General features: G+C 50.0%; 14 protein-coding genes. 7 read left to right on the top strand and 7 right to left on the bottom strand.

From position 1 onward, the window contains the following. The first annotated feature begins 195 nt into the window (after nucleotides 1-195). The 5 genes from Mal48_RS20860 (at nucleotide 196) to Mal48_RS20840 (ending at nucleotide 6,604) form a co-directional block, all read left to right on the top strand. Complete coding sequence (locus tag Mal48_RS20860; RefSeq protein WP_145204357.1) at nucleotides 196-1,212, top strand: DUF1559 domain-containing protein; 1,017 nt, start codon at nucleotides 196-198, stop codon at nucleotides 1,210-1,212. Between the two features lie 170 nt (nucleotides 1,213-1,382). Next, entirely contained in the window at nucleotides 1,383-1,853 is a 471-nt protein-coding gene (locus tag Mal48_RS20855) for a hypothetical protein (RefSeq protein ID WP_145204355.1), read from the top strand. A gap of 101 nt (nucleotides 1,854-1,954) precedes the next feature. After that, nucleotides 1,955-3,277 carry a PhoPQ-activated pathogenicity-related family protein gene (locus Mal48_RS20850; RefSeq protein WP_145204352.1) on the top strand — a complete coding sequence of 441 codons (1,323 nt, stop codon included), beginning with the start codon at nucleotides 1,955-1,957 and terminating at the stop codon, nucleotides 3,275-3,277. 468 nt (nucleotides 3,278-3,745) lie between these two features. Beyond that, on the top strand, nucleotides 3,746-4,723 hold the full coding sequence (locus Mal48_RS20845) for an RHS repeat domain-containing protein (protein WP_197441880.1): 978 nt from the start codon (nucleotides 3,746-3,748) through the stop codon (nucleotides 4,721-4,723). A gap of 609 nt (nucleotides 4,724-5,332) precedes the next feature. Continuing rightward, nucleotides 5,333-6,604 carry a hypothetical protein gene (locus Mal48_RS20840; protein ID WP_145204347.1) on the top strand — a complete coding sequence of 424 codons (1,272 nt, stop codon included), beginning with the start codon at nucleotides 5,333-5,335 and terminating at the stop codon, nucleotides 6,602-6,604. A gap of 335 nt (nucleotides 6,605-6,939) precedes the next feature. Here the strand turns inward: Mal48_RS20840 and Mal48_RS20835 are convergent, their stop codons facing one another. The 3 genes from Mal48_RS20835 to Mal48_RS20825 all read right to left on the bottom strand — a co-directional run bounded on the left by Mal48_RS20835 (nucleotide 6,940) and on the right by Mal48_RS20825 (nucleotide 13,514). Then, complete coding sequence (locus Mal48_RS20835) at nucleotides 6,940-8,205, bottom strand: FHA domain-containing serine/threonine-protein kinase (protein ID WP_145204344.1); 1,266 nt, start codon at nucleotides 8,203-8,205, stop codon at nucleotides 6,940-6,942. 3 nt (nucleotides 8,206-8,208) lie between these two features. Continuing rightward, complete coding sequence (locus Mal48_RS20830; protein WP_145206469.1) at nucleotides 8,209-12,162, bottom strand: serine/threonine-protein kinase; 3,954 nt, start codon at nucleotides 12,160-12,162, stop codon at nucleotides 8,209-8,211. Between the two features lie 731 nt (nucleotides 12,163-12,893). Continuing rightward, complete coding sequence (locus Mal48_RS20825) at nucleotides 12,894-13,514, bottom strand: YdeI/OmpD-associated family protein (RefSeq protein ID WP_145204341.1); 621 nt, start codon at nucleotides 13,512-13,514, stop codon at nucleotides 12,894-12,896. Between the two features lie 451 nt (nucleotides 13,515-13,965). Here Mal48_RS20825 and Mal48_RS20820 point away from each other — a divergent pair, with 451 nt between their 5' ends. Next, nucleotides 13,966-15,531 carry an acyl CoA:acetate/3-ketoacid CoA transferase gene (locus Mal48_RS20820; protein ID WP_145204338.1) on the top strand — a complete coding sequence of 522 codons (1,566 nt, stop codon included), beginning with the start codon at nucleotides 13,966-13,968 and terminating at the stop codon, nucleotides 15,529-15,531. Further along, nucleotides 15,524-16,747: a thiolase family protein gene (locus tag Mal48_RS20815; RefSeq protein WP_145204335.1), complete on the top strand. Its 1,224-nt coding sequence runs from the start codon at nucleotides 15,524-15,526 to the stop codon at nucleotides 16,745-16,747. Before Mal48_RS20820 ends, Mal48_RS20815 begins: the two co-directional genes overlap by 8 nt. A 163-nt stretch (nucleotides 16,748-16,910) precedes the next feature. On the opposite strand, the gene Mal48_RS20810 is transcribed toward Mal48_RS20815, so the two are convergent. The 4 genes from Mal48_RS20810 to Mal48_RS20795 form a co-directional block, all read right to left on the bottom strand. After that, a complete protein-coding gene (locus Mal48_RS20810) occupies nucleotides 16,911-17,783 on the bottom strand; it encodes an amidohydrolase family protein (protein WP_145204332.1) in 873 nt (290 codons plus the stop codon). A 34-nt stretch (nucleotides 17,784-17,817) separates the two neighbouring features. Next, nucleotides 17,818-18,696, bottom strand: a complete 879-nt coding sequence (locus Mal48_RS20805; RefSeq protein ID WP_145204330.1) for an amidohydrolase family protein — start codon at nucleotides 18,694-18,696, stop codon at nucleotides 17,818-17,820. Then, nucleotides 18,693-20,150, bottom strand: coding sequence for a DUF1501 domain-containing protein (locus Mal48_RS20800; protein WP_145204327.1), 1,458 nt, complete (start codon nucleotides 20,148-20,150; stop codon nucleotides 18,693-18,695). Before Mal48_RS20800 ends, Mal48_RS20805 begins: the two co-directional genes overlap by 4 nt. Nucleotides 20,151-20,282: 132 nt before the next feature. Next, complete coding sequence (locus Mal48_RS20795) at nucleotides 20,283-23,153, bottom strand: PSD1 and planctomycete cytochrome C domain-containing protein (protein WP_197441879.1); 2,871 nt, start codon at nucleotides 23,151-23,153, stop codon at nucleotides 20,283-20,285. Between the last annotated feature and the right edge of the window lie 211 nt (nucleotides 23,154-23,364).

Raw genomic sequence — 23,364 nt, 5'->3', positions numbered from 1 at the left:
CTGTGGAAGTTTCAAATCTCCTTTTTGAAAACTTCATAAGCGTTTGTAAAAACTCTTTTCTAATCGCCAAAGATATCACGTTTCAAACTCAACTCATTTTTCGAAGTTCAATTTCTAGTAACAATTTGTCATCTACATGTTCTTGTGTTCTTGTGTTCTAGTGCAGCGGTTCTGTGCCGCGAAAGGAATGAAACGATGCCTTCACGTCGCTACAAAAAGACAAACGGATTCACTCTTATTGAATTGCTGGTTGTGATTGCGATTATCGCCATCCTCGTTGCATTACTGTTACCGGCTGTCCAGCAAGCTCGAGAAGCGGCACGCAGAAGTCAGTGCAAAAACAACATGAAGCAGTTGGGTTTGGCGTTTCACAACTACCATGACGTCAATCGGTGTTTCCCGTATGCATGGATGGCGGGAAGCGACCTGAATGTTTCGTGTTACGGAATTATGTTGTTGCCGTATCTCGACCAGGCACCACTCTACAATAAATGGGATTCTTCCGTTCCGGCATTCAATGAAGCTGCGGCACTCTTTTCTCCGCCTGCCTCTGTTCAACAAAACTTAGAAGTCATTCAGACCATTCTTCCAGTCTATGTCTGTCCTTCAACACCTGAAGCTGCTGTGCATGATTATACACTTCCAGCAGATGCTGCTGGCGCTGGTGTTCCTCCCCTTGATTTGACTTGGACAGCAGCCCGTACTGATTATATTGCAACAACGGGAGTTCGTGGAACTTTCGCTGATATCGCTTACGACGGCAATGCAGGAGGAGCTCGTAGCGGGGCTCTCAGTGTATGTGGAGCATTGGAAAACAATCCTGTCACCCGTATGCGAGACCTCAAGGATGGTTCGTCAAACACATTTCTTCTCGGAGAACGTGTAGGTGGATCAAATATTTATCGCAACGGTCAGGTTGATTCAACGTTGTCAGCGGCGCTTGGACCTGCAAACGGAGGTGGATGGGGAGACTTCCTTAACGGTGATCACTGGATTGAAGGTGCTCTCTACGATGGAACTATCGGTGGAGGAGGTCCCTGCCCAATCAACTGTACTAACACTCGAAGTGCTGGCTATATGAGTTTTCATGTTGGCGGGGCCCAATTCTTAATGGGAGATGGTGCCGTTCGTTTCATCAGCGAAAACATCGCAGCCTCGACTTTTGCTGCACTGATCACTCGTGGGAAAGGTGAGATCGTTGGAGAGTTCTAAGAAATCGTATTCTATTCTCTTCTCTTCTAAAAATCGTTGCGTCGTAGAAATCTGACGCGCATGCTTTCTACGACGCATTGGCATCTTGCAAATGTATTACCCCAATGTGACGGTGTCAGATCCTTCTCATTCGGGATGGGGATTAAAGTAAAGTAATGTTTGGAAAGTTTATGTCTCTGAATTTTCTCTGCCTGAAAGTCAAGTTCATTGTGAACTGTATTCTTGTTTTGTCCATCTCCTATGGATGCAGTAAACCACCCCGCGGTGATCGAAAAGAAACTGTGCAAGTCACAGGCAAAGTGTCCGTTGATGGTGAGGTTCCCTCGTCAGCAATCAAGGTGACCTGTCACGATAAAGATGGACTCGATACATCTCAGCCCAGCTATTCCTGGAGTATGACAGGTGAAGATGGCGAGTTCGCACTTTCAACTTATGAAAGTGGAGATGGAGTTCCTCCAGGAAATTATGCGCTGACTTTTATGTGGGGAAAAATGAATGCCGTTTCCATGTCATATGGAGGTCCTGATCAACTGAAAGGGAAGTATGACGAACTTTCGGAGTCTCCGGTCGACTTCGAAGTGACTGCCGATTCAGAACCAATCGACCTGGGAACAATCGAATTGACGACCGCAAAAAAGTAGCACTCACTAATAGCATCAAAAGCAAATCTGCTTGCTGCTTATGTTTCTTATCTTCTGCACAAGCGGATTTCTGATGCTCCTTATTTTGAAACAATGGAATCATGAAATTGAAGTCGCTTAACAGATACCTGCTTTCTTTCTCTCTCATTTTCGTGCTGGGAGCTACCTCTTTAGCAGAGAAACCTGCAGCTGAGGTCCCCAATGAGATCTTTCAATTTATGGAGAAAAGTGAACCGGACTTCGGATGGAAAGAATTGCAAGTCAAAAAAACGGATCATGGAACAGTTCATTTTCTTGAGCTTACTTCGCAACGCTGGCAAAACATCGTCTGGAAACACGCCTTGGTCATTTACGAGCCTGCTGAGGTCGTTCACAATAATCATATGCTGTTGTTTGTAACCGGTGGTCGTATCGGAGGGGCACCTCGTGATAAAGAACTGGAAATGGGAATTGCTCTTGCCAATCGCTGTCGCGCCCGTGTTGCCACCCTCCATCAAGTTCCGAATCAACCTCTGCTTGGTGACCATGTTGAAGACGATTTGATCACCGAAACGTGGCTGAAGTATCTTAAAACCGAAGATCCCAGCTGGCCACTTCTCTTCCCAATGGTCAAAAGCGCAGTAAAGGCGATGGATGCCTTACAGGAGTTTGCGAAGGAAAACGGGAACCCACAGATTGATGGCTTTGTGATCACAGGAGCATCAAAACGTGGCTGGACGAGTTGGTTGACGCCGGTTGTTGACGAGAGAATCGTTGCCACGGCACCGATCGTCATTGATGTTTTGAATTTTACAGTTCAAATGCAGAATCAAAAAGATACTTGGGGAAAATACAGCGATCAAATCGCTGACTACACCAGTAAAGGACTCGTACACGAATCGGGAAATCCGGAAACTCCGCAGGAAGAACGTCTCTGGAAGATGATGGACCCGTACACCTATCGTGAACGTCTTAAGCTTCCGAAGTTATTAGTCGTCGGCACAAACGATCCCTATTGGGTCGTGGACGCGATGAAACATTATTGGTTTGATCTGGTTGGACAGAAGTATTGCTTGCAAGTCCCTAATGCCGGTCATGGTCTCGATGGTGGACGAGAGCATGCGCTCACGACAATCGCCGTCTATTTTCAACATGTCGTTTCAAATACTCCGCTACCGAAGATTGAATGGAGCTTCGAAAAGACGAACGGAAATGATCTTGTCGTCAATGTGAAATCGGATCAGAAAACCACATCGATTCAACTCTGGCAGGCAACATCAAAAGATAAAGACTTTCGACCGTCCGAATGGACATCAAGTCCGATTTCCAGAAATGAAGGTCAACTCGTGATTCCAGAAAAAGGACATGTCGCTACCTTTGTTGAATTCCGCTTCAAAGCATTCGGTATTCCGTATTCACTGACCTCGCTGGTACACGTTGAATGAATCGAGTGATTTGCGATTCGTTTGCTGAACTGAAATGTGTCACGCACACACACTGGATCCGTCGACACACTCAGTGCGAGGTTGAAATCGGCACAGCATGCGAAGTTAAAAAAAATAACATCGTTCAATCATAGAACATGTTCGGCGACGGGTGGCTGGGGACAATCTGCGTTCTTTGATTTTCGAATTCTTGAAAGCGCACCAGCAGATTGCCCCCAGTGAGTTGGCTTCTCGATTTTCTGGGGGCAGATTTCTTATGCTAATCTTTTTTGAATACCTGACCCTGGTGGAGTGGCCCGGATAATGATGAATCTTTCGTGTCACGGTTGTGCCAACCGTGCAGTGCGGAGTGATCGCTGTTGCTGGACGTTTTCATATCGTAGAATGTTGCATCAGCACTCGCACGGCTCGCAGAGACCGTGGCACTCAATCACTCTAAACCAGGCCACCCCGCCCTGGAACCGGTTAGTGAAACTCGTCGATGGTGCGAATACCGTCAGTGAATACGAATACGACGGAGCCAAACGGCGGACTATCCAAAAAAGCTATGCTTCCGGGGTTCTCGACGAAACACGCCAACTCTACTACACCGACCCCAGCAAATGGCAGGTCATCGAAGAACGTGTCGATTCCTCCACTGACTCCGAACAGCAACACATTTGGGGTCTCCGCTACATTGATGATTGCATCCTCCGAGACCGAGACACTACCGGAAACGGCACACTCGATGAACGCCTCTACGGAATACAAGACGCCAACTGGAATGTCACCGCCATCAGCAACACGAACGGCACTGTTCAAGAGCGTTATGCCTATTCAGCTTATGGGACACCAGTGTTCTTATCTGCTTCGTTTGGCAGTCGAAGTTCGTCCAGTTACGACTGGAGGGTTCTCTACGCTGGATACCGATGGGAAACTGGGACGGAGTTGTTGCATGTGAGGAATCGAGCATACGCTAGTCCATTAGGGACGTGGTTGCAACGCGACCCTTTAGGACTCCATGCAGGCATCTCTCTCTACCAATCAGTCACCTCGTCACCTTTGAACTTCACCGACCCATCTGGGAATTATGCGATCCCACTCCCACCTCCAGCTCCAATAACTCCAATAATCCCATTGATCACAGCATGTTTGGCGTTTCCTCCATGTGCTATTGCCTTGGTAGGAACTGTTGCGATTGGCGCTTGCATGTTGATCCCAGCGTGTCGTGCTAGCATGGAGAACTTGATAAGGTCAATCTTAAAAGTCTGTGCAGGAGCGATCACCGCAACAATTTTTTACTGCGAAATTCATATACGAAACGATGACGGTAGCTGCATCTACTTCTGCCCTGACTTTGACGACTATATAAAAGTCACCGATTGGCAAGGCTCTGACTTCGATTGTCCTGACGTATTTGGCTTTGATTCTGGTGATATTCCTGACGACTTGCCGACACCTATTTAACCATAGCGGGTGAAAAAAAATGTACGATAGATTTAATGGAGGCCCCACAGCAGAGTTTACTGATCAAGTCCACAAGGTTTGGCGTCATGCTCAAACGATTTCCTCGGCGATACCAGGGAGGAGGTCTGTGCGACAGGAAGACATGCTTCTTGCGTGGGCTGATAGCGTTATGCCTAGATGTGACTGCCGAGACAAACTCGAATCCGTCTTGCTGCCGCATTACGCAAATTCAGTTTGGACGCGATTGGATGACGAGGTTTGTGATGTGACGCCTGAAATTCACCTCGCCGATTCATTCAGTGTTTCTCTCGCAGACGCAAACCGTTTCGCGAATCAACCGAAGAAAGTAGGCATTGAATGGGTGGTTCCTAATTTGTTCTACAATTCGCCAATCATACTAAATTTGATAACAGCTTCGTCGCTCGATCCTGATAGGTTGTTGGTATCTGTTGTCGATATTTTGCATCGAGACAAGCGAACTATCATTGGCGTTTATCGCCGCAGATTGAAATTACCGGGCTGGGAGTCGCATGGCAATAAGATTGCACGGGAGAATTACTAAGGGACAGTAGGGTCCGCAGTGCGGACCGAATTGAGATTACTCTTTTTTTGAGATTGCCTACAACCTGTGCCCAGGAGAAACAAACGTTCCTCCCGGAACACTACGTTCTAGGCTCGATTCGAGTCTTTTACATCACAGAAGGCAAGGATTCTGTGCCGCTGGATGACGTCGATCAGTCTGGTGTACCAGATCGAGTGGAGGATATTGCAAAGCAGGTGTGGGCAGCACATCATCTTTATTGCGAGGTGTTAAAATTTCCAGATCCGTTTAAGAGCGAACGTTACCAGGGAGTGACCTGCATTCAGGTCAGTCTGCGGGATTTGGGTGGCGGGAACGGGTTGGCGTTCACTTCACCGCAGCGAGCACGGCAGATACCAGAGGGCAAATCGACCGATCGGACGATTGTCATGTCGGTCAACTGCAAGCTCAATCCAATGAAGAATATCACGCCGGCGCATGAAACGTTTCACTTAGTACAGTACGGGGCGACGTACTTCAAAAATTCGTGGTTCTTGGAAGGGATGGCCCGCTGGTCTGAACATGCATTAGCTCGCGAGGCGATTGGTCAGGTCAAATACTCCCCACAAGGGCCATGGCCGCAAAAGCCGCAGCATTTGCGACAGTTGTCCAAAATGAGCTACGACGCAGAGTACGTGCTCTGGAACCCGATCGCCTTCCGGACGGACCGAGATGGATTGCTCAGCGACAAATTGCTTGGGGAGCGGTTGACGACGCTTCGTTATTCTGATGGAACACCGGTACTGAGGGATCGGACATTGCAGGGAGCTGAGATTATGCGGGACATTGTAATCGAACTTGGCAAACTAGATGATGTCGCTTTCGAGGAGTTGGAATACGACCGCTGGTCCGAAATGAACCAGCGAGCAGATGAGAACAATCCATACATCTATAAAGCGGTGATGGATGTTCTACGACGGCGAGTTCCGTCAGTAGGGCCCTATGAGACACCACCTGTAAAGCGGTCAATGGTACCGAACAAGACCCTCAGTGATGCTTTTCAAGTTGCATCTGTTTGGAATGGAGAATCCAAATTCAAGGATTTCAAGCTCACAGTGCTTGAGCGAAGTAGTGATCGTTTTAAGGCAAGATTTGAGAGTAATAACTGGGTGCGTGAAGTGTCAGGAACCGCTGTTGGAGATTCAGTCTCATGGGATGCTGAAGCAGTTCGCGTTGTGAAGGGCAACGCAGGGGGTGATAATCAGGGGAAGATTGCCAGCGATGACAAAGGAATACGAATCGATTTTGTGTGGCGTAACGGTAACAATCAGGGCACGTTCACGCTTCGAAAACAAGATTGATTCGATGCTGATTACGACTCTCAAATTTGACTACCAGTGCGGTAGGGCCGACGGTTAGAGACTTTCTGTCTTGGTTCCACTGTCAACTGGTCGCTGCAAATTATTACGATTCTTTGATGTCCAATTATCGTCGTGGCAGAGTGGCCTTGGTAATGATGAATCTTTCGTGCCACGGTTGTGCCAACCGTGCGGTGCAGAGTGATCGCTGTTGCTCGACGGTTTCATATCGTAGAATGTTGCATCTGCACTCGCACGGTTCGCAGAGACCGTGGCACGCAATCCGTTCTAAACAAGGCGACCTCGCCCAGCCACCGGTCGCTTCGCCACTCTCCCTGTTACTCTGTTGCGTCTCTACGAAGAAAGGGTCTCAGTTGGTTTCGCATCTCAATGGCGGATTCGAAGCGGGCTTCTGGTGATTCGTTGAGACCTTTCTCAATGATATCAGCCAATGCTGGAGGGATTTTGGTGCGGCGTTTTCTAATGTCGACCCGTTTTCCCGAGAGCACGATGGCGACGGGATGGTGACCCGGAAGAAAGTCGTAGGGGTATTCTCCGGTCAGGTACCAGTAGAGTGTCGCTGCGGTTGAATAGAGATCAGCTGCCGGGCCGACATCACGACTGCCTGCCAGTTGTTCCGGAGGCATGAACGCAAGGGTTCCCCGACCTTCGCCTTCGCTGGTAATCCCACTGACGCCAGAGTCTCGGTAGTTTTTCGCCAATCCTAAGTCAGCAACTTTGACCAGCAGTTGGTTGTTCACGTTTGCAAGCAACAAGTTTGCAGGTTTGATGTCTCGATGAACGACTTGGGATTCGTGAAGAAATTCGAGTACATCGAGCGTTTGTGAGATGATGCCACAAGCAAAACGAATCCGTTTGGCTGGAGACATGTTGAAGCTGTGGTTTTCAAATTTCTGATGTTCGACGTATTCCATGGATAGATACAGTTGACCTTCGATCTCTCCAGCTTCTCGGAATGAAACCAATCGCGGATGAGAGAGTTGGTTCATCAGTTGTGATTCTCTCACGAATAATTGCTTGTGGGTACTATCAACTTCTCCGTTACAGAAGATGATCTTCAGGGCCACGATCTCCTGATCGTTCAGATTTCTCGCATGGTATACCGTTCCCATGGAACCGTGTCCGATTTCCTGCAGCAGTTCGAAGTGGCCCAGTCTCAGGTTTACCTTGGGAGGGGATACTGGATCTTTAGGCGATGGCTCCGGGGGACTGTTAGCCGTCAGGGGTGTTTGCACTGGAGTGTTATCAGAATTCCCAGGCAAGTTGAATGTACTGTTTGCAGACGTTTCGTGATGGATTGATACGTAGATTTTCGTTTCGCCGCCCGAAATGACATCACCATTTTTCAGTTCAACAGACTGAACGGGTTTGTCATTGACAAACGTTCCATTTCGACTGTCCAGGTCGATGAGATGACATTTGGGCGATGCAACTTCAAGACGAAAGTGACGACGTGAAAAGTGAGGGTCATCGTTCAGGCAGATATGTGCTTTCTTCGATCTGCCGACGATCAGAATCGCGTAACGTTTAATCGAAACGGTCTTCTGTCCAGAGGGAGAATGGATAGTAAACTGAACGATCATCAATTATTTACCCTGTGGGCGAGCTTCAATTTTACTCACTTTGAGGATCGCCTGAAATTCCCCACGTCGCCACACTGCCATTGTGAAACCTTCGGTTAAAGGGTACTCACGAGGATATGGTTTGCCACGTTGCGGGAACGGTCCAAAGTTTTCAGCTGGAGGCCAGTTCGGAGGATCGACTTTTAAGACTTCTGCATTCGCCCAGTCAATTTGCATTCCTTGAGTGGTCCACCCAGACAAACTGATCCAGAACCGGTTTGCAGCCTTCGTCCAGTCTTTGAAATAGTGGCTTCTCGTCCCGGATGGAATTATTGAATTCCCGGTTTGCCAGGGCCCATTCTCACCGTCTCGGTAGACCCATTCAAACTTAACATCACGAGGAAGAAAGACTGGTAGATCGATCATTGTCGTTTCTAATGGAAGCACGTTGACATCTCGACGAAGTGGCTCGGATGTAAAGTCACTTGGATGCACAGCCTGAAGCGAATAGGTTTGCGGATAAAGTGGCATGGGGCCAAAGCGACCATCAGCGTTGATCGGGAACTTTGGAGAATAAAAACCCATTGGGCTGACCCAAAGGTGAGCTTCTGACATGTCGACCTTTTGAAGGTCCAGGCCTGGTTCTGGATTGAGTTGAACAACCAACTCTCCGAGCTCTTCTCGCAGCGCTTCTTTGAGAATCAGTGGACCGCGATAGGCACCTCCCTTATTCATCTGCAATTGTATTTGGACAGGGCGATGCCGAAGTCCGGTTAAGGTGACTTCTGTGACATTCACATCCTTGCTCGTGCCAATAATCACGATACCCCCGCTCTTGACCTCTTCCATGCCACCCATGCTATTCGCATTAAACCAGATGGCTCCTTCTTTGGCGTCAACGAAGAGTGATGATTCGAGACTTTCGTTTTCGACGAAGACACGTAATGTCGCGAATTGGTGATCGCGGTCGTGTTGACGAATTTCGTTTAAGGTCTTTTGTGTTTCGGAGAAGTCGGCGGTGTTCGCGGACTTACGGGAGCCCAAAAAGTCCCCTTGAGACGTTAAAGGAAACTTTGATTCTAAAGCCTCAATTTGCTCAAGGGTTTCTTTGCGTTGCTCCCAAATTTTCGTCTCTCGAATGGAATCAGGGAGCCCACGCACAAGAACGTATGCTCCAAATTCGTCTTCCTGAGTGAATCGTTGAATCGCCTTCGAAGTCAGCTCTTTCGCTAGTTTTTCCTCTTGGGACTCGGCCAGTTTTTTTGCTAATTGATCTTTTGCTTGAGTTGCCTTGTCGAGTAACTGTTGAATCTCCTGATCAGGGCGCGGTTCTTTGGCGAGTTGGTCATAGATCAAGAGCAGAGCTTGCAGATCATCCGCTTGAATCGCTACATCAAGTTGTTTTCCCAGCTCTTCCCATTTCTTGGCAGACTCCATCTGAGGTTCAGCCAGCTTCGGTTCTCCTCTCTTTGTCGCATTCGCTAACTGGCTTGAACGCAATTCAGCCTGAGAGAGTGGCAACTCTTTGAGCGGAACTTTTTCAGGTTTCGTCTCAGCGAGTGGATGTGGAAAGTTGTAGAAAGTTCCAAAATCACTCGTCACTTCAGCTATGGGAGGAGAGAGTCGAAGGTATTTTTCGATTCCGCTTTCGGTGACTTCTGTTCCTGCGACATCGCAGTTGGAAACAATGCAGCTTTCTCCGAGATGTAACAAACCGTCATCTGTCAGGTCGGTGTCTTTCAACCCCATGAAGCCGATTGTGAGATGTGCATCTGAGACCTTCTCCATAAACTGGTCGGCAGATTTCGTTCCTGTCGCATTGAAAATATAGAAATGATTACTGGTTCGCGACAGCGGTTTGAATGGCACTTTTGACAGATCTGTTCCGTGTTTGATATTCACCGTCCGAAACCAGAATGGTGTTGAGCCATCCCATTTCTGTTGATTTTGCTGCGTATTGTGGAGTGGCAATCCACTGAATGACATCCGGTGCTTTTCTTGCAGAGATTCCGCCTCCTGAAGATACTTTGTATTGCCCACCAGACGTCGTGATTCACCGCTTCCGCAGATGATTCTCAAGTCTGCGTTTTCTACCTGGAGTCGTTGCACGAGATCATCGGGGAGTGTGTCGAGAGCCGGGAATTCTAGTACAGTGAGATTTGCTGGAGCGGTCAGCCCAGTGAAATCGGGAAGTGTCTCTCCAGAAACTTCCAATTTTCGCAAATTAGGAAAGTCGTTCAGGAACTCCCATTCATCATCAATATGATTGGTGGAAATGAGCAACCTTTGTAAGCCTTCGATGCCCCCTCCACGAGACAGCATTGACGTCTTGATGTTCGCTTTATGCAGCATCAAGGTCGTTAAGTTTTGGCACTTGCATATCTGTTCGAGTCCAGTCGGTTCCAACTGAGCAGATCCCAGGTTCAGCCACCCCAGCGACTTGAGATGAGGTAAGACTGAGATTCCGGAGTCGATCTTTTGTCCATAGAGCGAAGCAGTAATGACGGTATAAACAGGCGTGCCGTCTGGCTGATGAGCGAGTAATGCACTCCCCTTTCCCTTGTTCGATAAGATCCATTCGACTGCTTTACGTTCTGTGCTTTGTGGATCAAGAGAGGCTTGTGCGGTTTCGAGAGTGTTGCCGTCCTGCAGTCGGTGATCGTCGACCATATCTTCTGCTGTGGAAGTCGTTCTCGACGAATCATTTTTCTCGACGGATCCCTGCGTGTCGACAACAGCGGTTTCTCCTGTTGCTTTGGGCTCCTCGCTATCAGAATAATCTTCTGTGACTGCCCCGGCTGATGCCACATTTTGCTCTGAGGAATCATTTCCCCAGAAGGAAAAGATCAACCCGATGATGAGAGCGCATGCCAAGAGTGATGAGCCAATGAGAATGTTTCTTTTTGAGCCGATTCCAGAGAACTGCTTTGCTAGAATTGGTTTGCTATTTAGCCAGCGGTCGAGGTCGTCTGCAAACTCCTCACCAGTTTGATATCGAGATGCTTGCTGCTTGTGCATCGCTTTCGCGCAGATGGCGACCAGTTCTTTGGGGAGCTTAGGATTGAATTCATTCACCTGCGGCGGTGTCGAAGAGGATGCGACTGCTGCAATGACTTCATGCGGTCTCCCCCGATAGGGACGCTTTCCTGAAAGAGACTCAAAGAGAACGACTCCTAGGCTATACAAATCGCTGACTGCGCCGACGTTTTCGATTTCACCACGTGCCTGTTCTGGCGACATGTAAGCTGGGGTGCCAAGTAGACTTCCATCCTGAGTTTGAATCGAGGAATTGTCATCGGTGAGTTTAGCGAGTCCGAAATCGGTGATCTGGGGACGCTGATCAGCATCGCTGACTAGAATGTTCTCTGATTTGATATCGCGATGAACGATGCCCTCTGCGTGAGCAACATGTAACGCTCTGGCCAAATCTTGAATCCAGCGAACTTTCGTTTTGAGGTTTAAGGACCCTTTGCGGATATGTTGTAGAAGTGTTTTGCCTTCTACGAATTCGCTGACCAGATACATTTGTCCGTCATTGGTGACACCACTTTCATAGAGTGCCACAATGTTCGGATGCCGCAGGCGTGCGGCAGTTTTCGCTTCGTTAAGAAATCGCCGTGACTTGCTTTTCTCGTCGATACTGAAGCGAGGGACTTTGATCGCCACCATTCGTCCTAGTTTGGTGTCGAGAGCTTTATAGACCAGCCCGAATGCACCACTCCCAAGAATTTCCAGAAGTTGGAAATCGCCAATCTGTCCCAGTGGCGGCGGGTTGGGAGCATTTTGACTCTCCTGATATGAAGAGTCGAGCGACAAATCAACGCTCATTGCATCGTCATTTGATGCATCGTGATCAACCGCCTTGGCAACGAAACGTTCTTTGCACGACTTGCAGCGAACTTTACGACCGAGAATTGCGGATTGAACACGGAACTTTTGACCACAACTCGGACACGAAACTTTGGCTTTCGGCTCCATGAAGACATCTTGCCCTTTTGTCAGCGATGATTCGTTGGTGTATGAGCTTCTTTCGAATTGGTTTGCAGGGTCTGCCTCGTGGCGAACAGCATTTTTACTGGAGAAATGCGTTCTTCACGGGCACACGGTCGAGCAAACTGCTCTAGGACCAGTCCGAAAACCTCTGGAATAATCGCATTTTCTCAATGCTTGAGAGGGCGATTTCAGGTTTCAGGATCAGTTCCAGACGTTTCTGTAAAAGTCAACGACTTCCATCCTCTTCTATCTTCCAACCGCATGATAAATTTGAAAGCGTGAGATTAAAAGGATACTTCTACTGCAGTGGACTCGTTGGGGGGGAATCCGGCGGTTGATGGTCATGTGACTCGAGCATCTTTTGAATTGGTTTGCAGGTGCTGCCTCGTGACGCACAGCAAATTTACTGGTGAAATGCGTTCTTCACGGGCACACGGTTGTGCAAACTGCTCTAAGATCCAATGAGAGAAGGTAAGAGTCAGCAGTTCAGTCTCAGGAAAAATCTGCTTCAGCAAAAGAAGACTTCGGTACGAAGTCAACTTGTCGAGATCGCAGTGGAGTGGGAATGGTCGAGTGCTCGCTGGTGCACAGGTGACGAAAACGTCCCCCTTCAAGTTGACAGGAGATGGACCAATGATGAAAGCATGGAAGTCAAGCTGAGTCTGCTGCGCTCAGGTCACTAAAAGGGCATGCGAATTGGAGCTTTTCAACACGAGTCATCGCTCCATTGCTCCTTTGCCTGCGAAGATTTTATCTCGAAATTTAGCGATTCGAGATCTTCGCGTTTCGGACTTCTTTGCTGAATTGAGATTGATCACGTAGCTTTTTTGCCGGCCTGGCGTCAGACCATAATACGCACTTGCAAGGATCGGGTCGGCTTCCAGGGCCTCGGCAAGTTCAATCGGTATTTCGAAAGTGATTTCCTCTTTCGGCGGCTTGATTCCAGCATCCGCATACTCTTTTGCCTCGCCTAAATAAGATTTGATTGTTGGCTTCATTAGCTCCACTTGAGCATTATCCGTAAACCGAATCATATCGGCATGCCGCGTGTTCGGCCCTTGCCTTTCCAGGACCTTTTCCGCATCCTTCATCAGCGCCGCGTCGAAGAAACTTATGCGAAAGTCACCTCGAAATGCTCCGAGAATTACGATGTTGCGACCAGCATGCATATAGCACGGATGTGCCCATTTGAGCGTTTCCACCAAGCCAGACTCAAGGCAAATTTCTCGAAGCTCGTTGAGGCCTTGGCTCCACTGGCGTATTGAACAATCCGCCGTGGCAAATCGCTCGCACCGCCCACACCCTAGCTCAAAATACGTCTCGATGTCGGTAATCATCACTATAACTCACCAGTACAAAACGACTGCATGCAATGAACCCGCAAATCACGTCGACCACGATTCCATAAATCATTGGACGTTAGGGCGGGACTCCCCTGCTGCGAGTGAAAACACGCGCCGAATTTGGCTGAAGTCAACGTGTTGTTCGCTTTAGGGCATAGTTAATAATATGAAATCTATCATCGATGCAATCTTAAAACTGAATGATGTTGGGATTCACTCCGCTGGACCCAAGCTGCGAAGACGATAGCGTTTTTCGAATTGCTATTCGTGTTCTGCTGCTTGGCGAACTGCAATATTGCTGGTGAAGCGTGTTCTACACGGGTGCTCGGTAGAGCAAACTGCTTTGAGATTTTTTCGACTCCCCTCTTCGGTCGGATGACTCTATGATAATGTTCCGTTTCCACCCGGAACATTCCGGAACATGACTGATGAGCAGAGTTGTTGAATGACTTCTTCCAAAACCGAATTGACCTCGCTGAACGCCAAGCTCTGTTCAGCTCAGGAGGCTGTGGATCAAATTCAGAATGGGACAACAATAGCCTGCGGTGGATTTGTCGGTGCTGGACATCCAGAGTCATTAACTGTCGCTCTTGAACAGAAATTCCTCAAGCATCGCAAACCGCTCGGGCTGACGCTGGTGTATGCCGCGGGGCAAGGTGATGGGAAAACTCGCGGGCTGAATCATCTTGCTCATCCCGGACTTTTGAAACGAGTGATCGGTGGACATTGGGGGCTTTGCCCGCGACTGGGCGAGATGGCATTGGCTGGCGAGATTGAAGCATATAACTTTCCACAGGGGGTGATTTGCCATCTTTATCGGGACATCGCTGCCGGACGACCTGGATCGATTTCTCGTGTCGGACTGGGGACGTTTATTGATCCGCAAAACTGCGGTGGAAAACTGAATGACCAAACGACCGAGGATCTGGTTGAACGCGTCACGCTGCGAGGTCAGGAGTGGATGTTTTATCACAGCTTCCCGATTCACGTAGGCATGATCCGCGCGACAGCTGCCGACCCTTATGGAAACTTGGTCATGGATGACGAAGCTGTGATCGGTGATGTGCTTCCCATCGCTCAAGCTGCCCACAACCATGGGGGAATCGTCATCGCCCAAGTGAAAAAATTATTAGAAAAGCCAGCAGCTCCTCAGCGAGTTGCAGTCCCCGGACGACTTGTCACATCAATCGTCCTGGCTGAGGAAGATGAACATTGGCAAACATTCGCAGAGCCCTTCAATGCCGACTTCTGTAACCCCTTTCACGCTCGGACTCCCGCTGGCGGTCAATCCTTGGAAAAGGACTCTCTTGCGGTGGATGCCCGCAGGATCATCGCGATGCGTGCTTGCGATGAACTCCAACCGGGGGCGATTGCGAACCTTGGAATCGGTCTGCCCGAAGGCATTGCAGAGGTGGCAAGTGAACGTGGAATTCTTTCTTCCGTGACTTTAACTGTCGAGAGTGGGCCCTTCGGTGGGGCTCCCGCTGGGGGTCTCAGTTTCGGAGCTTCTCGGCATCCGGAAGCGATCATCGATCAGCCCGCACAGTTTGATTTCTACGATGGAGGCGGTCTCGATTTCGCAGCCTTGGGGGCAGCTCAGGTGGATCAAAACGGAAACGTGAACGTCTCCCGCTTCGGTACACGATTCGCCGGCGTCGGAGGATTTGTGAACATCTCGCAAAATGCACGACGACTCGTCTTTTGCGGAACGTTGACAACAGGCGGGCTGGAAGTGGAATTCAAAGATTCTCAACTTCGAATTCTCAACGAGGGCCGCATCGCCAAATTCGTCAAGCAAGTCCAGCAAGTCTCCTTCAGCGGTCCAGTAGCACGCGAAGCCAAACGCGATATCCTCTTCGTGACCGAACGAGCTGTTTTTCGAATGAGGTCGGAAGGGATTGAGCTCGTCGAAGTCGCTCCAGGAATTGATATCCAAAAAGATGTCGTTGATCAAATGGAATTTGAACCAATCATCCGATCTGTCGGCGTGATGAAAATCAGTAATGAGTAAGACCATGAAACGAGTTGTGATTGTCAGTGCCAAGCGAACACCATTTGGGAAATTTCTCGGCGCACTTGCGGACCAATCGCCGGTTGATTTGGCGGTCGCTGCGGGGCAGGCAGCCTTGACGGGCATCAACCACCAACTGGTCGACCAGATTATCCTGGGGAATGTTCTCTCTGCCGGACATGGGATGAACATCGCCCGTCAAGTCGGGGTTCAGCTTGGCTTGCCGATCAGCACTCCTGCGCAGACCGTCAACATGATGTGCGGATCGGGAATGCAAACTGCTTTGCAGGCAGTACAAGCAATCCGAGCTGGTGACGCCAATGTGATTCTTGCGGGGGGGACGGAGTCGATGTCTCAATCGTCGCTGATCGTCAAAAGACCGGGAAAGAAGCAGGAGCCTGATTTCGAGAACATCATCGATTCCATGCAGCGCGATGGGCTCGTCGATAGTTTTTCTGATCATCACATGGGAATGCAGGCGGAAGAGTTGGCGACGGAGTTTCATCTCTCTCGTGAGCAACAAGATGCGTTTGCACAGCGAAGCCAACATCTTTTCGGAGTTGCAGCGGACGAAGCAAAGTACTCAGACGAAGTGATCCCGATGGGGGAACTCATCGCCGATCAGCATCCGCGTCCGGAGGTCACGAGGGAACAGTTAAGCGGGTTGAGAACCGTCTTCAGAAAAGATGGAACAATCACAGCGGGCAACGCATCCGGCATCAATGACGGAGCTGCGATGTTGCTGCTCGCTGAACGTGAATTTGCGTTTGAGCAGAACTGGCCAGTCCTCGCCGAATGGGTCGATGGCGTCGTCGTTGGCTGTGAACCAGAGCGCATGGGGCTCGGTCCGGTCCATGCCATTTCCAAGTTGCAACAACGCACCAAAAGCAACTGGAATGACATCGACACTCTCGAAATCAACGAAGCGTTTGCAGCTCAAACGCTGGCATGCCTGCATCAACTTGAACTGAAGATCGATCTGGATGCAACTGACCGAACTAACCGAAAAGTTTCCATATCGACCGGACACCAGATCGACTTCAACAGCGAAGGAGGAGCCATTGCCATTGGTCACCCATTAGCTGTCAGCGGAGCACGATTGCTGTCTCATTTGGCTTGGAAGATTTCCAACGGAAACTCGACCTGTGCAATCGGCTCGCTTTGCATTGGAGGTGGAATGGGAATCGCCGCGATGCTGAAAAGTCATCAGTCTTAGAGCATTTTCGTTCAGGTCTTCAGTAACTCATTTAGACACCCGGTGAGACCATAACTCATTAGATGGGATTCACACAGTAAGTAGCCCGGGACCATTGTCCCGGGCAAAACAGACGGGACAATGGTCCCGTACTACTTCGCCAAGATCATGATTGCCCACGTCGTTATTGTGAAATTCGAGAAACCAGGCGGCGATAATTTTCTCCGAGCATCAATCGTTTGCTTCGCTCCGGGATATTGGCAGCGATGACTTTGCTAAGTTCCGTGCCGAGTGACCGTGAGGGGAGATGGCTGCCAAAGATGACCCGCTTGGGGCCCAAGTCTCGCTCTGCCATTTCGATGAAACCGGCTGTCGCATCGAATCCGGATGTTTCAATGAGTACGTTCGGTGAAGCCTGTATCGCTCGAATTCCTTTCTCCCATTCACCACCAGCGTGGGCGCAAAGAAATTTTTGCTCTGGGTATCTCGTCGCGAGCGTTGCGAGTTCAGCAGGTGTCGAAATTCCCGGCCCCGGTTTTCCACCGGTGACATACCAGGTGTGCTGCATGATCACCCCATTCAGCTCGTGAATTCGCGGAATCAGTTTGTCGAAATTGGGGTGTGAACAAGCCAGCGATGCCGGTCCACCTCCGGGGAAGTAAACACCCAGCATCGGACCATCAGCCAGCCAGCGATTGATGGCATCGAGTGAAGCCGGGACATTATTCGGGTTGAGTTGAATCATTCCGAGGAGCAAGTCCGGCCATTTTTGAAGCGGTTCAAGTACGGCATCGGGATTCGAACGAAGTAATGCTTCCAGATCTTTATCGGCCGTTGTTCCAACTCCAACATGCGCGAAGTAGCAAAGCTTTTCAATGTGCGCGAGTTCAATAGTCGGCAGCGTTCTCTCGATATCTGCAATCAATTGGCTTCGCCCATCTGCACCGGGATGCGAATGAGACGGAGTGAAATACGAATCCCAGATGCGGTATTTCTTCAGCTGCTCCGGATCAAGAAGCTTTGTGTGCCTGAGGAGCGAATTCGTGACGTCGGTCATGATTGTGTTTCAGCGTTGAATATCTTGCGAAGTTTCAGAGCACTTTTCGGTTCAAACTTTGTGCGGCTCCCGATAGCAGCGAACGAAGTTCTTTCTCATTCAATTTTGATTCTGCAACACGGATCATGGCTGCTTCGGGAATCAGAAACGGAGCATGCGTTCCGAAGAGGATACGGTTTTCAGGAGCTTCGCGAATCAGCTTGGCGATGCCATCGGTAGAATCAACGCGCGCGACGTCAAGAAAAATTCCCCGATGCTGAAGAAGTTGCGAAGTGATCGCTCCGCGAGGTTTCCAGTTGAGAATCTGAATTTTGGCATCGGGAAAATCTAGTAAGACTCCCGGCAGCGGAGCGAGATCGACATCGGGGACTGCAACCAGTGGATGCTGAGTTCTTGCATCTTCCATCGCGACTGCGATTTGAACGAACCTTTCAGCTTCGGTTGCCAACTTCAACAGATTGATGAAACTCGGGTCGTCCAGTTTGTACCCATGGTAGTTCGGATGAACACGCAATCCAGGCATGTTATGCTTCTGGACGCATAATTCGAAATCACGTTCCCAACCGGGAAGTGCGGGATTGATTTCGCCGATGGCTATCAACTCGGGAGTCTCGTGGCACTTCTCAGCGAGCCGCTCGTTGACTCCGACAAGGTCGCGATGTAGCAAAGCTTCATAGCTTCCAGCCCAGATTTCCGAGACACCCAATGCACGATATTTGTTGATGAGAGTCTCTGTCTCATCGAGCGGCAATCTCCGAAACGGCCATTGGAAAAGACTGGCGTTGGTGTCAACAATTTTCAATTCTCTTGTATCCCCGGCAGAGAGTTTCAGCGTTGGAAATAATATCGAAGCTGCTCCAATTGTCGCGGTGCTGGAGATGAGTTCTCGTCGACTGATTTCGAATTTGTTCACGCAATGATCTCCTCGACGACACGTGGTGGCTCGAACCCTGTGAGGCGTTCTTCTAAACCACTACGCATGTAGAAGAGTTCCTGATGGTGCAGGCCGAGCAGGTGCAGGATCGTTGCGTGAAAATCGTGAACACTAACTGGACCTTCGACAACGCTATGCCCGAATTCATCGGTGGTTCCGTAACGCATTCCCGGCTTCACGCCTCCGCCTGCCATCCATGAAGTAAAGGCCTGCATGTTGTGATCCCGGCCAGTAAAGACATCTCCTGCTTTTTGCGATGTCGGAGTTCGTCCAAATTCTCCTCCCCAGATCACAAGAGTTGAATCAAGCAGTCCTCGCTGCTTCAGATCACGAAGCAACGCTGCCACTGGTTTGTCGGTCCGTTCACAAGCTCCTCGATGATTGGAAGCGAGGTCGACATGGCTGTCCCAAGGTTGTTCTTCAAGGAAAATCTGTACGAAGCGGACCCCCCGTTCGACCAACCTTCTCGCGAGTAAGCAACGCCGCGCGTAGGAATCCGTTGCTTTCTCTCCGACTCCGTACATCGACAATGTTTGCGCAGTTTCACGATTCAAATCGAGTGCTTCACTGGCAGACATTTGCATCCTGGCTGCCAATCCGTACGAAGCAATGCGCGCATCGAGTTCAGGGGTATGTGGTCGCTGAGTCCGGTGAATTTCATCAAGCCGGTTGAGCAATCTGGTCGCTGATTCAGTCACAGCGGTCGATTGATCGTATTGTTGTTTCAAGTTGAGAATTGGAGACCCGGTCGGTCGCAGCCGTGTTCCCTGATATAAAGGTGGCAAAAAGCCAGCTGTCCAGTTTCGAGTTCCGTTCTTCGGCATTCCTAGCGGATCATTTAACACAACGTACGCAGGCAAGTTTTGATTTTCGGTTCCGAGTCCGTAAGTGGTCCAGGCTCCGAGAGTTGGATAGCCCATGAAGAGCCGGCCGCTATGGATTTTGTATAAGGCGTTGTCATGGTTCGGGTGGTCGGTCCACATCGAGTGGATCATGCAGAGGTCGTCTGCCATTTTCGCTGTGTGCGGTAAGATGTCCGCAAACCACTGCCCGGACTCTCCATGCTGAGCCATCTTGTACTGGCCCCCCATCACCACGCCGACTTCTGCTGTGCTGGTGTTGCCAAGTTCTTCGACGCTTCCCGGGAACGGTTTGCCGTCGTACTTGTTCAGAACCGGTTTGGGGTCAAACAGGTCCATCTGGCTGGGTCCGCCATTCATGAAGAGCTGAATCACAGACGTAGCACTCGCGGGGTGGTGCGTTGGCTTCGGTTCAAGAGTGTGAACAGTATTTGCCGGGGGATGTTCCTTCTCTTTGGCGAGTGCGGACTGTCCTCCAAAGAAATCCTGACAAAAGAGATGCGTCAACGCTGCGCCCAAGAGGCCATCGCTCGTCCGGGAAAAGAAGTCTCGTCGTGTATGCTGAGTCGTCATCCGAAATCCTATCGTGGCCTCTGTTGCCGTAACCAAAAAAAAGATCGATCAAGCCGCTCGTTCGGGGGGACAACGCATGGAAAACAACTTGGTGCTTTCCCGCTCCAGCGACGGGCCAATCATTCCTGGTTGCTAATCGATATACAAAAAGGCTGCGGAATTTAAAATCGTGTGGCAGTACGTTTCTAATGGCTGAGGAGTTTCTCCATCGGAGAGCATTTGTAGCTCTTTGATCGCCTCGATTCCGACCTGTTTTTCCTGATCCGTTGGGCGGCGAGACAACATTAGCTCGTAAACATGCTCAATCTGTTTTTCGAGATTGTCCTTATCCGATTCCGGCAGTTCATCGCGGACTCGTTTTGCGAGTATTTGTGAAAGTTCATAAACTCGGCTGTTGTTCATCAGCATGAGTGATTGTGGCGAGACAATCGAAACCGTCCGTGAGACACAATTCGGTCCCATCTCCGGGTAGTCGAATGTTTCCATCATGGTCGGAATTTCGGTGCGGCGGTACTGGACATACAAACTTCGCCGCCAGCCACCGGTGGAAGTCGGATTCGCACTGACTAACCCGTCGCGATCGATCGATACGGAATCAGGGGGGCCGCCGGGTGAAAAGTCGAGTTTTCCCGAAATGAACAGAATGGAATCTCGCAGTGCTTCAGCGTTCATTCTTCGCATGGGCATTCGTGAAAGCAGGAGATTTGACGGGTCGCGTTCCAGGTGTTGCTCGGTCACACGACTTGCTTGGCGATATGTTTGCGAGTTCATAATTAAACGGTGCATCTCTTTGATGCTCCAGCCACGATCCATGAACTCAACCGCCAGCCAGTCGAGCAATTCCGGGTGCGAAGGCCGCTCTCCTTTCTTGCCAAAGTTGTCCAGTGACTCGACGATTCCTGTTCCAAAATGGTGATACCAAATCCGGTTGACCATCACCCGTGCTGTTAACGGATGATCTGGTTGAGTGAGCCAGCGTGCAAAGGCAAGTCGCTGACCAGTTTTCGGAGTTCCGTCCGGAAAGGGAGGTGCATATTCAAACGGTGTTTGACCGTCCGTCAAGACCGACGGAACCCCCGGTCCCACGAATGTTCCGGGATTGTTGTGTTCACCTCGTAGCAGAACGTAAGTCGGCGTCGGTTGTCCGCGATCCCAGAGCGCGCGAATCGTCGCGGGTGGCACCAGCTTTGACTGCACGAGTTGAATTTCGGTTTCAAGTTGTTGAATTTTCAAGCGGGCAGCTAAGACCGATTCCGGTTGTTCCTCATCCGGAAGTAAATCGGCTCGGGTCAGCTTTTCGACAAGAATTCGCTGGGGGAGTGTGCGGTTGTTGTCAGCGATTCTTAAAGCTGCCAGCGTTGCTGTGCGATCGGCTTCAGACTGTTCGGGATGATGGGACTTCAGCACCGCGATCTGTGCGGCGGCTGTCGCTTTCTTCAGTTGATTTTGAAGTGATTTCAGTTCCTTCAGAACTTGAGGGTTGACGGCCTGAATCCGTTCCAGGTGTTCCTGCGTCGCAATATTCAGCTTACGATTCTTGAAGCTAAGCCAGTCGTGTTCATCAAAAGCCCCCTTCAAAATCGCTTTGAAACGATAGTAATCCCGATGCGGAATTGGGTCGTATTTATGTGAATGGCAACGCGCACAGCCCATCGTCAGGCCCATGACTCCTGACCCCAGAACTTGTATCGCGTCACTAATGACGCCAATGCGTTCGGGGACGTAATTCATCGTTCGGGAACCTGTCTGGTCGATTCCCATGCGGAGAAATCCGGTGGCGATTAAGTTGTTCACCATCTCTTCGGTCACAACTGAAGCCCGCTCGGCGTCGAGCAATTCATCACCCGCGATCTGCTCAAGCAAAAAGCGGTCATACGGCTTATCTTCATTGAACGAACGGACGACATAATCCCGGTATTTCCAGGCCACCGGGCGAATCGGATCAGCGGAAACGCCTCCTTCAGAATCAGCGTAGCCCGCAACGTCCAGCCAGTATCGCCCCCAGCGTTCTCCATAATGAGGAGATGCCAGTAACTCCTCGATCATTTGCGGGTACCAGTCAGCCGCTGGCGATGTTCGCCATTTCTCCCACTCTGCAACACTCGGCGGGATTCCAATCAAATCGATGTACGCACGTCGAATGAGTGTTGACCGGTCTGCTTCAGGTGAGAACGTGAGTTGATTTTCCTTCAGCTTCGACAAGATGAATTCATCGACTGAACTCTTATCCGAAGCGGCCTTTGGTGGTTGAAACGCCCAGTGCTGTCGATCCTCATCCGTCACCAGAAGATCAGGTTCCCGGGTGGCGATATCCGGTTTGATGTCGAGGACCGGCGCGCCAGCGGCGATCCATTCTTTGAGCTTTTCAAGCTCAGAATTTGGCGGACGTCTGACGAAAAACTTGAGCAACAATCGATGTGGTGGGCAGGCTTCACTTTCGACCCGCTGAATCATCAAGCTTTCATCCGGCTTGCCGGCAATTAGTGCGGGGCCACTCTCGCCCCCCTTGAGGATCGATTCGGGACTTCGCAGATCGAGCTTGCCATCTTGTCGCTGTGCACCATGGCACGAGACACATCGAAGGTGAAGAATCGGCAGCACGTCATGCTGTGAAAGCTGCTCTTCTTCAATAGAAACTGGACGCTCGGACTTTGCTCCCTGCGAAAGCCAGAGGCGAATTGTTTCGAGCTCTTGCTGAGTCAACTGCGGCTGATCCTCTGGTGGCATCCCACCACCATCGAGCATGAGCCACAACATGCTCTCGTCGACCGAATCTGCGATCGCAGATTCTCCCGATTCTCCACCTTTGACTAAACCAGCCATCGACGAAGCGTTCAGCCCACCCTTGCGAACTTTTTCTGAATGACACTTCCCGCAGTTTTTTGTGAAGATCGGTTGAATGTCTCGTTCAAAAAGAACCTCAGCTGCATCAGCGAGGGAGACAGATCCAAACAGGCTCCCCAACAGACAGCAAACAACAACGGCAAAATGGTTTGTGGGCATGACAAAAAGTTTCAGGCTGCACGATGAGGAACTCGATGCGAATCGAATTGACCTCGTACAACCACAGGAGTTGGGGAGTGAGTGAAAGCGAAACGTCGACAACATTTCGGCAGGGCGAACACGCAATGAATTCTATTGCAATATCAATCGTTGATTATACGACGACCGATGTGATCCCACAACCTGTTTTTGCTTAACGAATGCTTTGCGA

The organism is Thalassoglobus polymorphus, assembly GCF_007744255.1.
Taxonomy (GTDB): Bacteria; Planctomycetota; Planctomycetia; order Planctomycetales; family Planctomycetaceae; genus Thalassoglobus; species Thalassoglobus polymorphus.
This window is presented reverse-complemented; position numbering and strand designations above follow the sequence as displayed.

Bases quoted from the DNA above. Each gene is read 5' to 3' on its own strand.
- Mal48_RS20825 (WP_145204341.1), bottom strand. From the start codon at position 13,514: ATGATTACCGACATCGAGACGTATTTTGAGCTAGGGTGTGGGCGGTGC.
- Mal48_RS20860 (WP_145204357.1), top strand. From the start codon at position 196: ATGCCTTCACGTCGCTACAAAAAGACAAACGGATTCACTCTTATTGAA.
- Mal48_RS20810 (WP_145204332.1), bottom strand. From the start codon at position 17,783: ATGACCGACGTCACGAATTCGCTCCTCAGGCACACAAAGCTTCTTGAT.
- Mal48_RS20800 (WP_145204327.1), bottom strand. From the start codon at position 20,150: ATGACGACTCAGCATACACGACGAGACTTCTTTTCCCGGACGAGCGAT.
- Mal48_RS20850 (WP_145204352.1), top strand. From the start codon at position 1,955: ATGAAATTGAAGTCGCTTAACAGATACCTGCTTTCTTTCTCTCTCATT.
- Mal48_RS20835 (WP_145204344.1), bottom strand. From the start codon at position 8,205: ATGATCGTTCAGTTTACTATCCATTCTCCCTCTGGACAGAAGACCGTT.
- Mal48_RS20795 (WP_197441879.1), bottom strand. From the start codon at position 23,153: ATGCCCACAAACCATTTTGCCGTTGTTGTTTGCTGTCTGTTGGGGAGC.
- Mal48_RS20855 (WP_145204355.1), top strand. From the start codon at position 1,383: ATGTCTCTGAATTTTCTCTGCCTGAAAGTCAAGTTCATTGTGAACTGT.
- Mal48_RS20815 (WP_145204335.1), top strand. From the start codon at position 15,524: ATGAGTAAGACCATGAAACGAGTTGTGATTGTCAGTGCCAAGCGAACA.
- Mal48_RS20830 (WP_145206469.1), bottom strand. From the start codon at position 12,162: ATGGAGCCGAAAGCCAAAGTTTCGTGTCCGAGTTGTGGTCAAAAGTTC.
- Mal48_RS20820 (WP_145204338.1), top strand. From the start codon at position 13,966: ATGACTTCTTCCAAAACCGAATTGACCTCGCTGAACGCCAAGCTCTGT.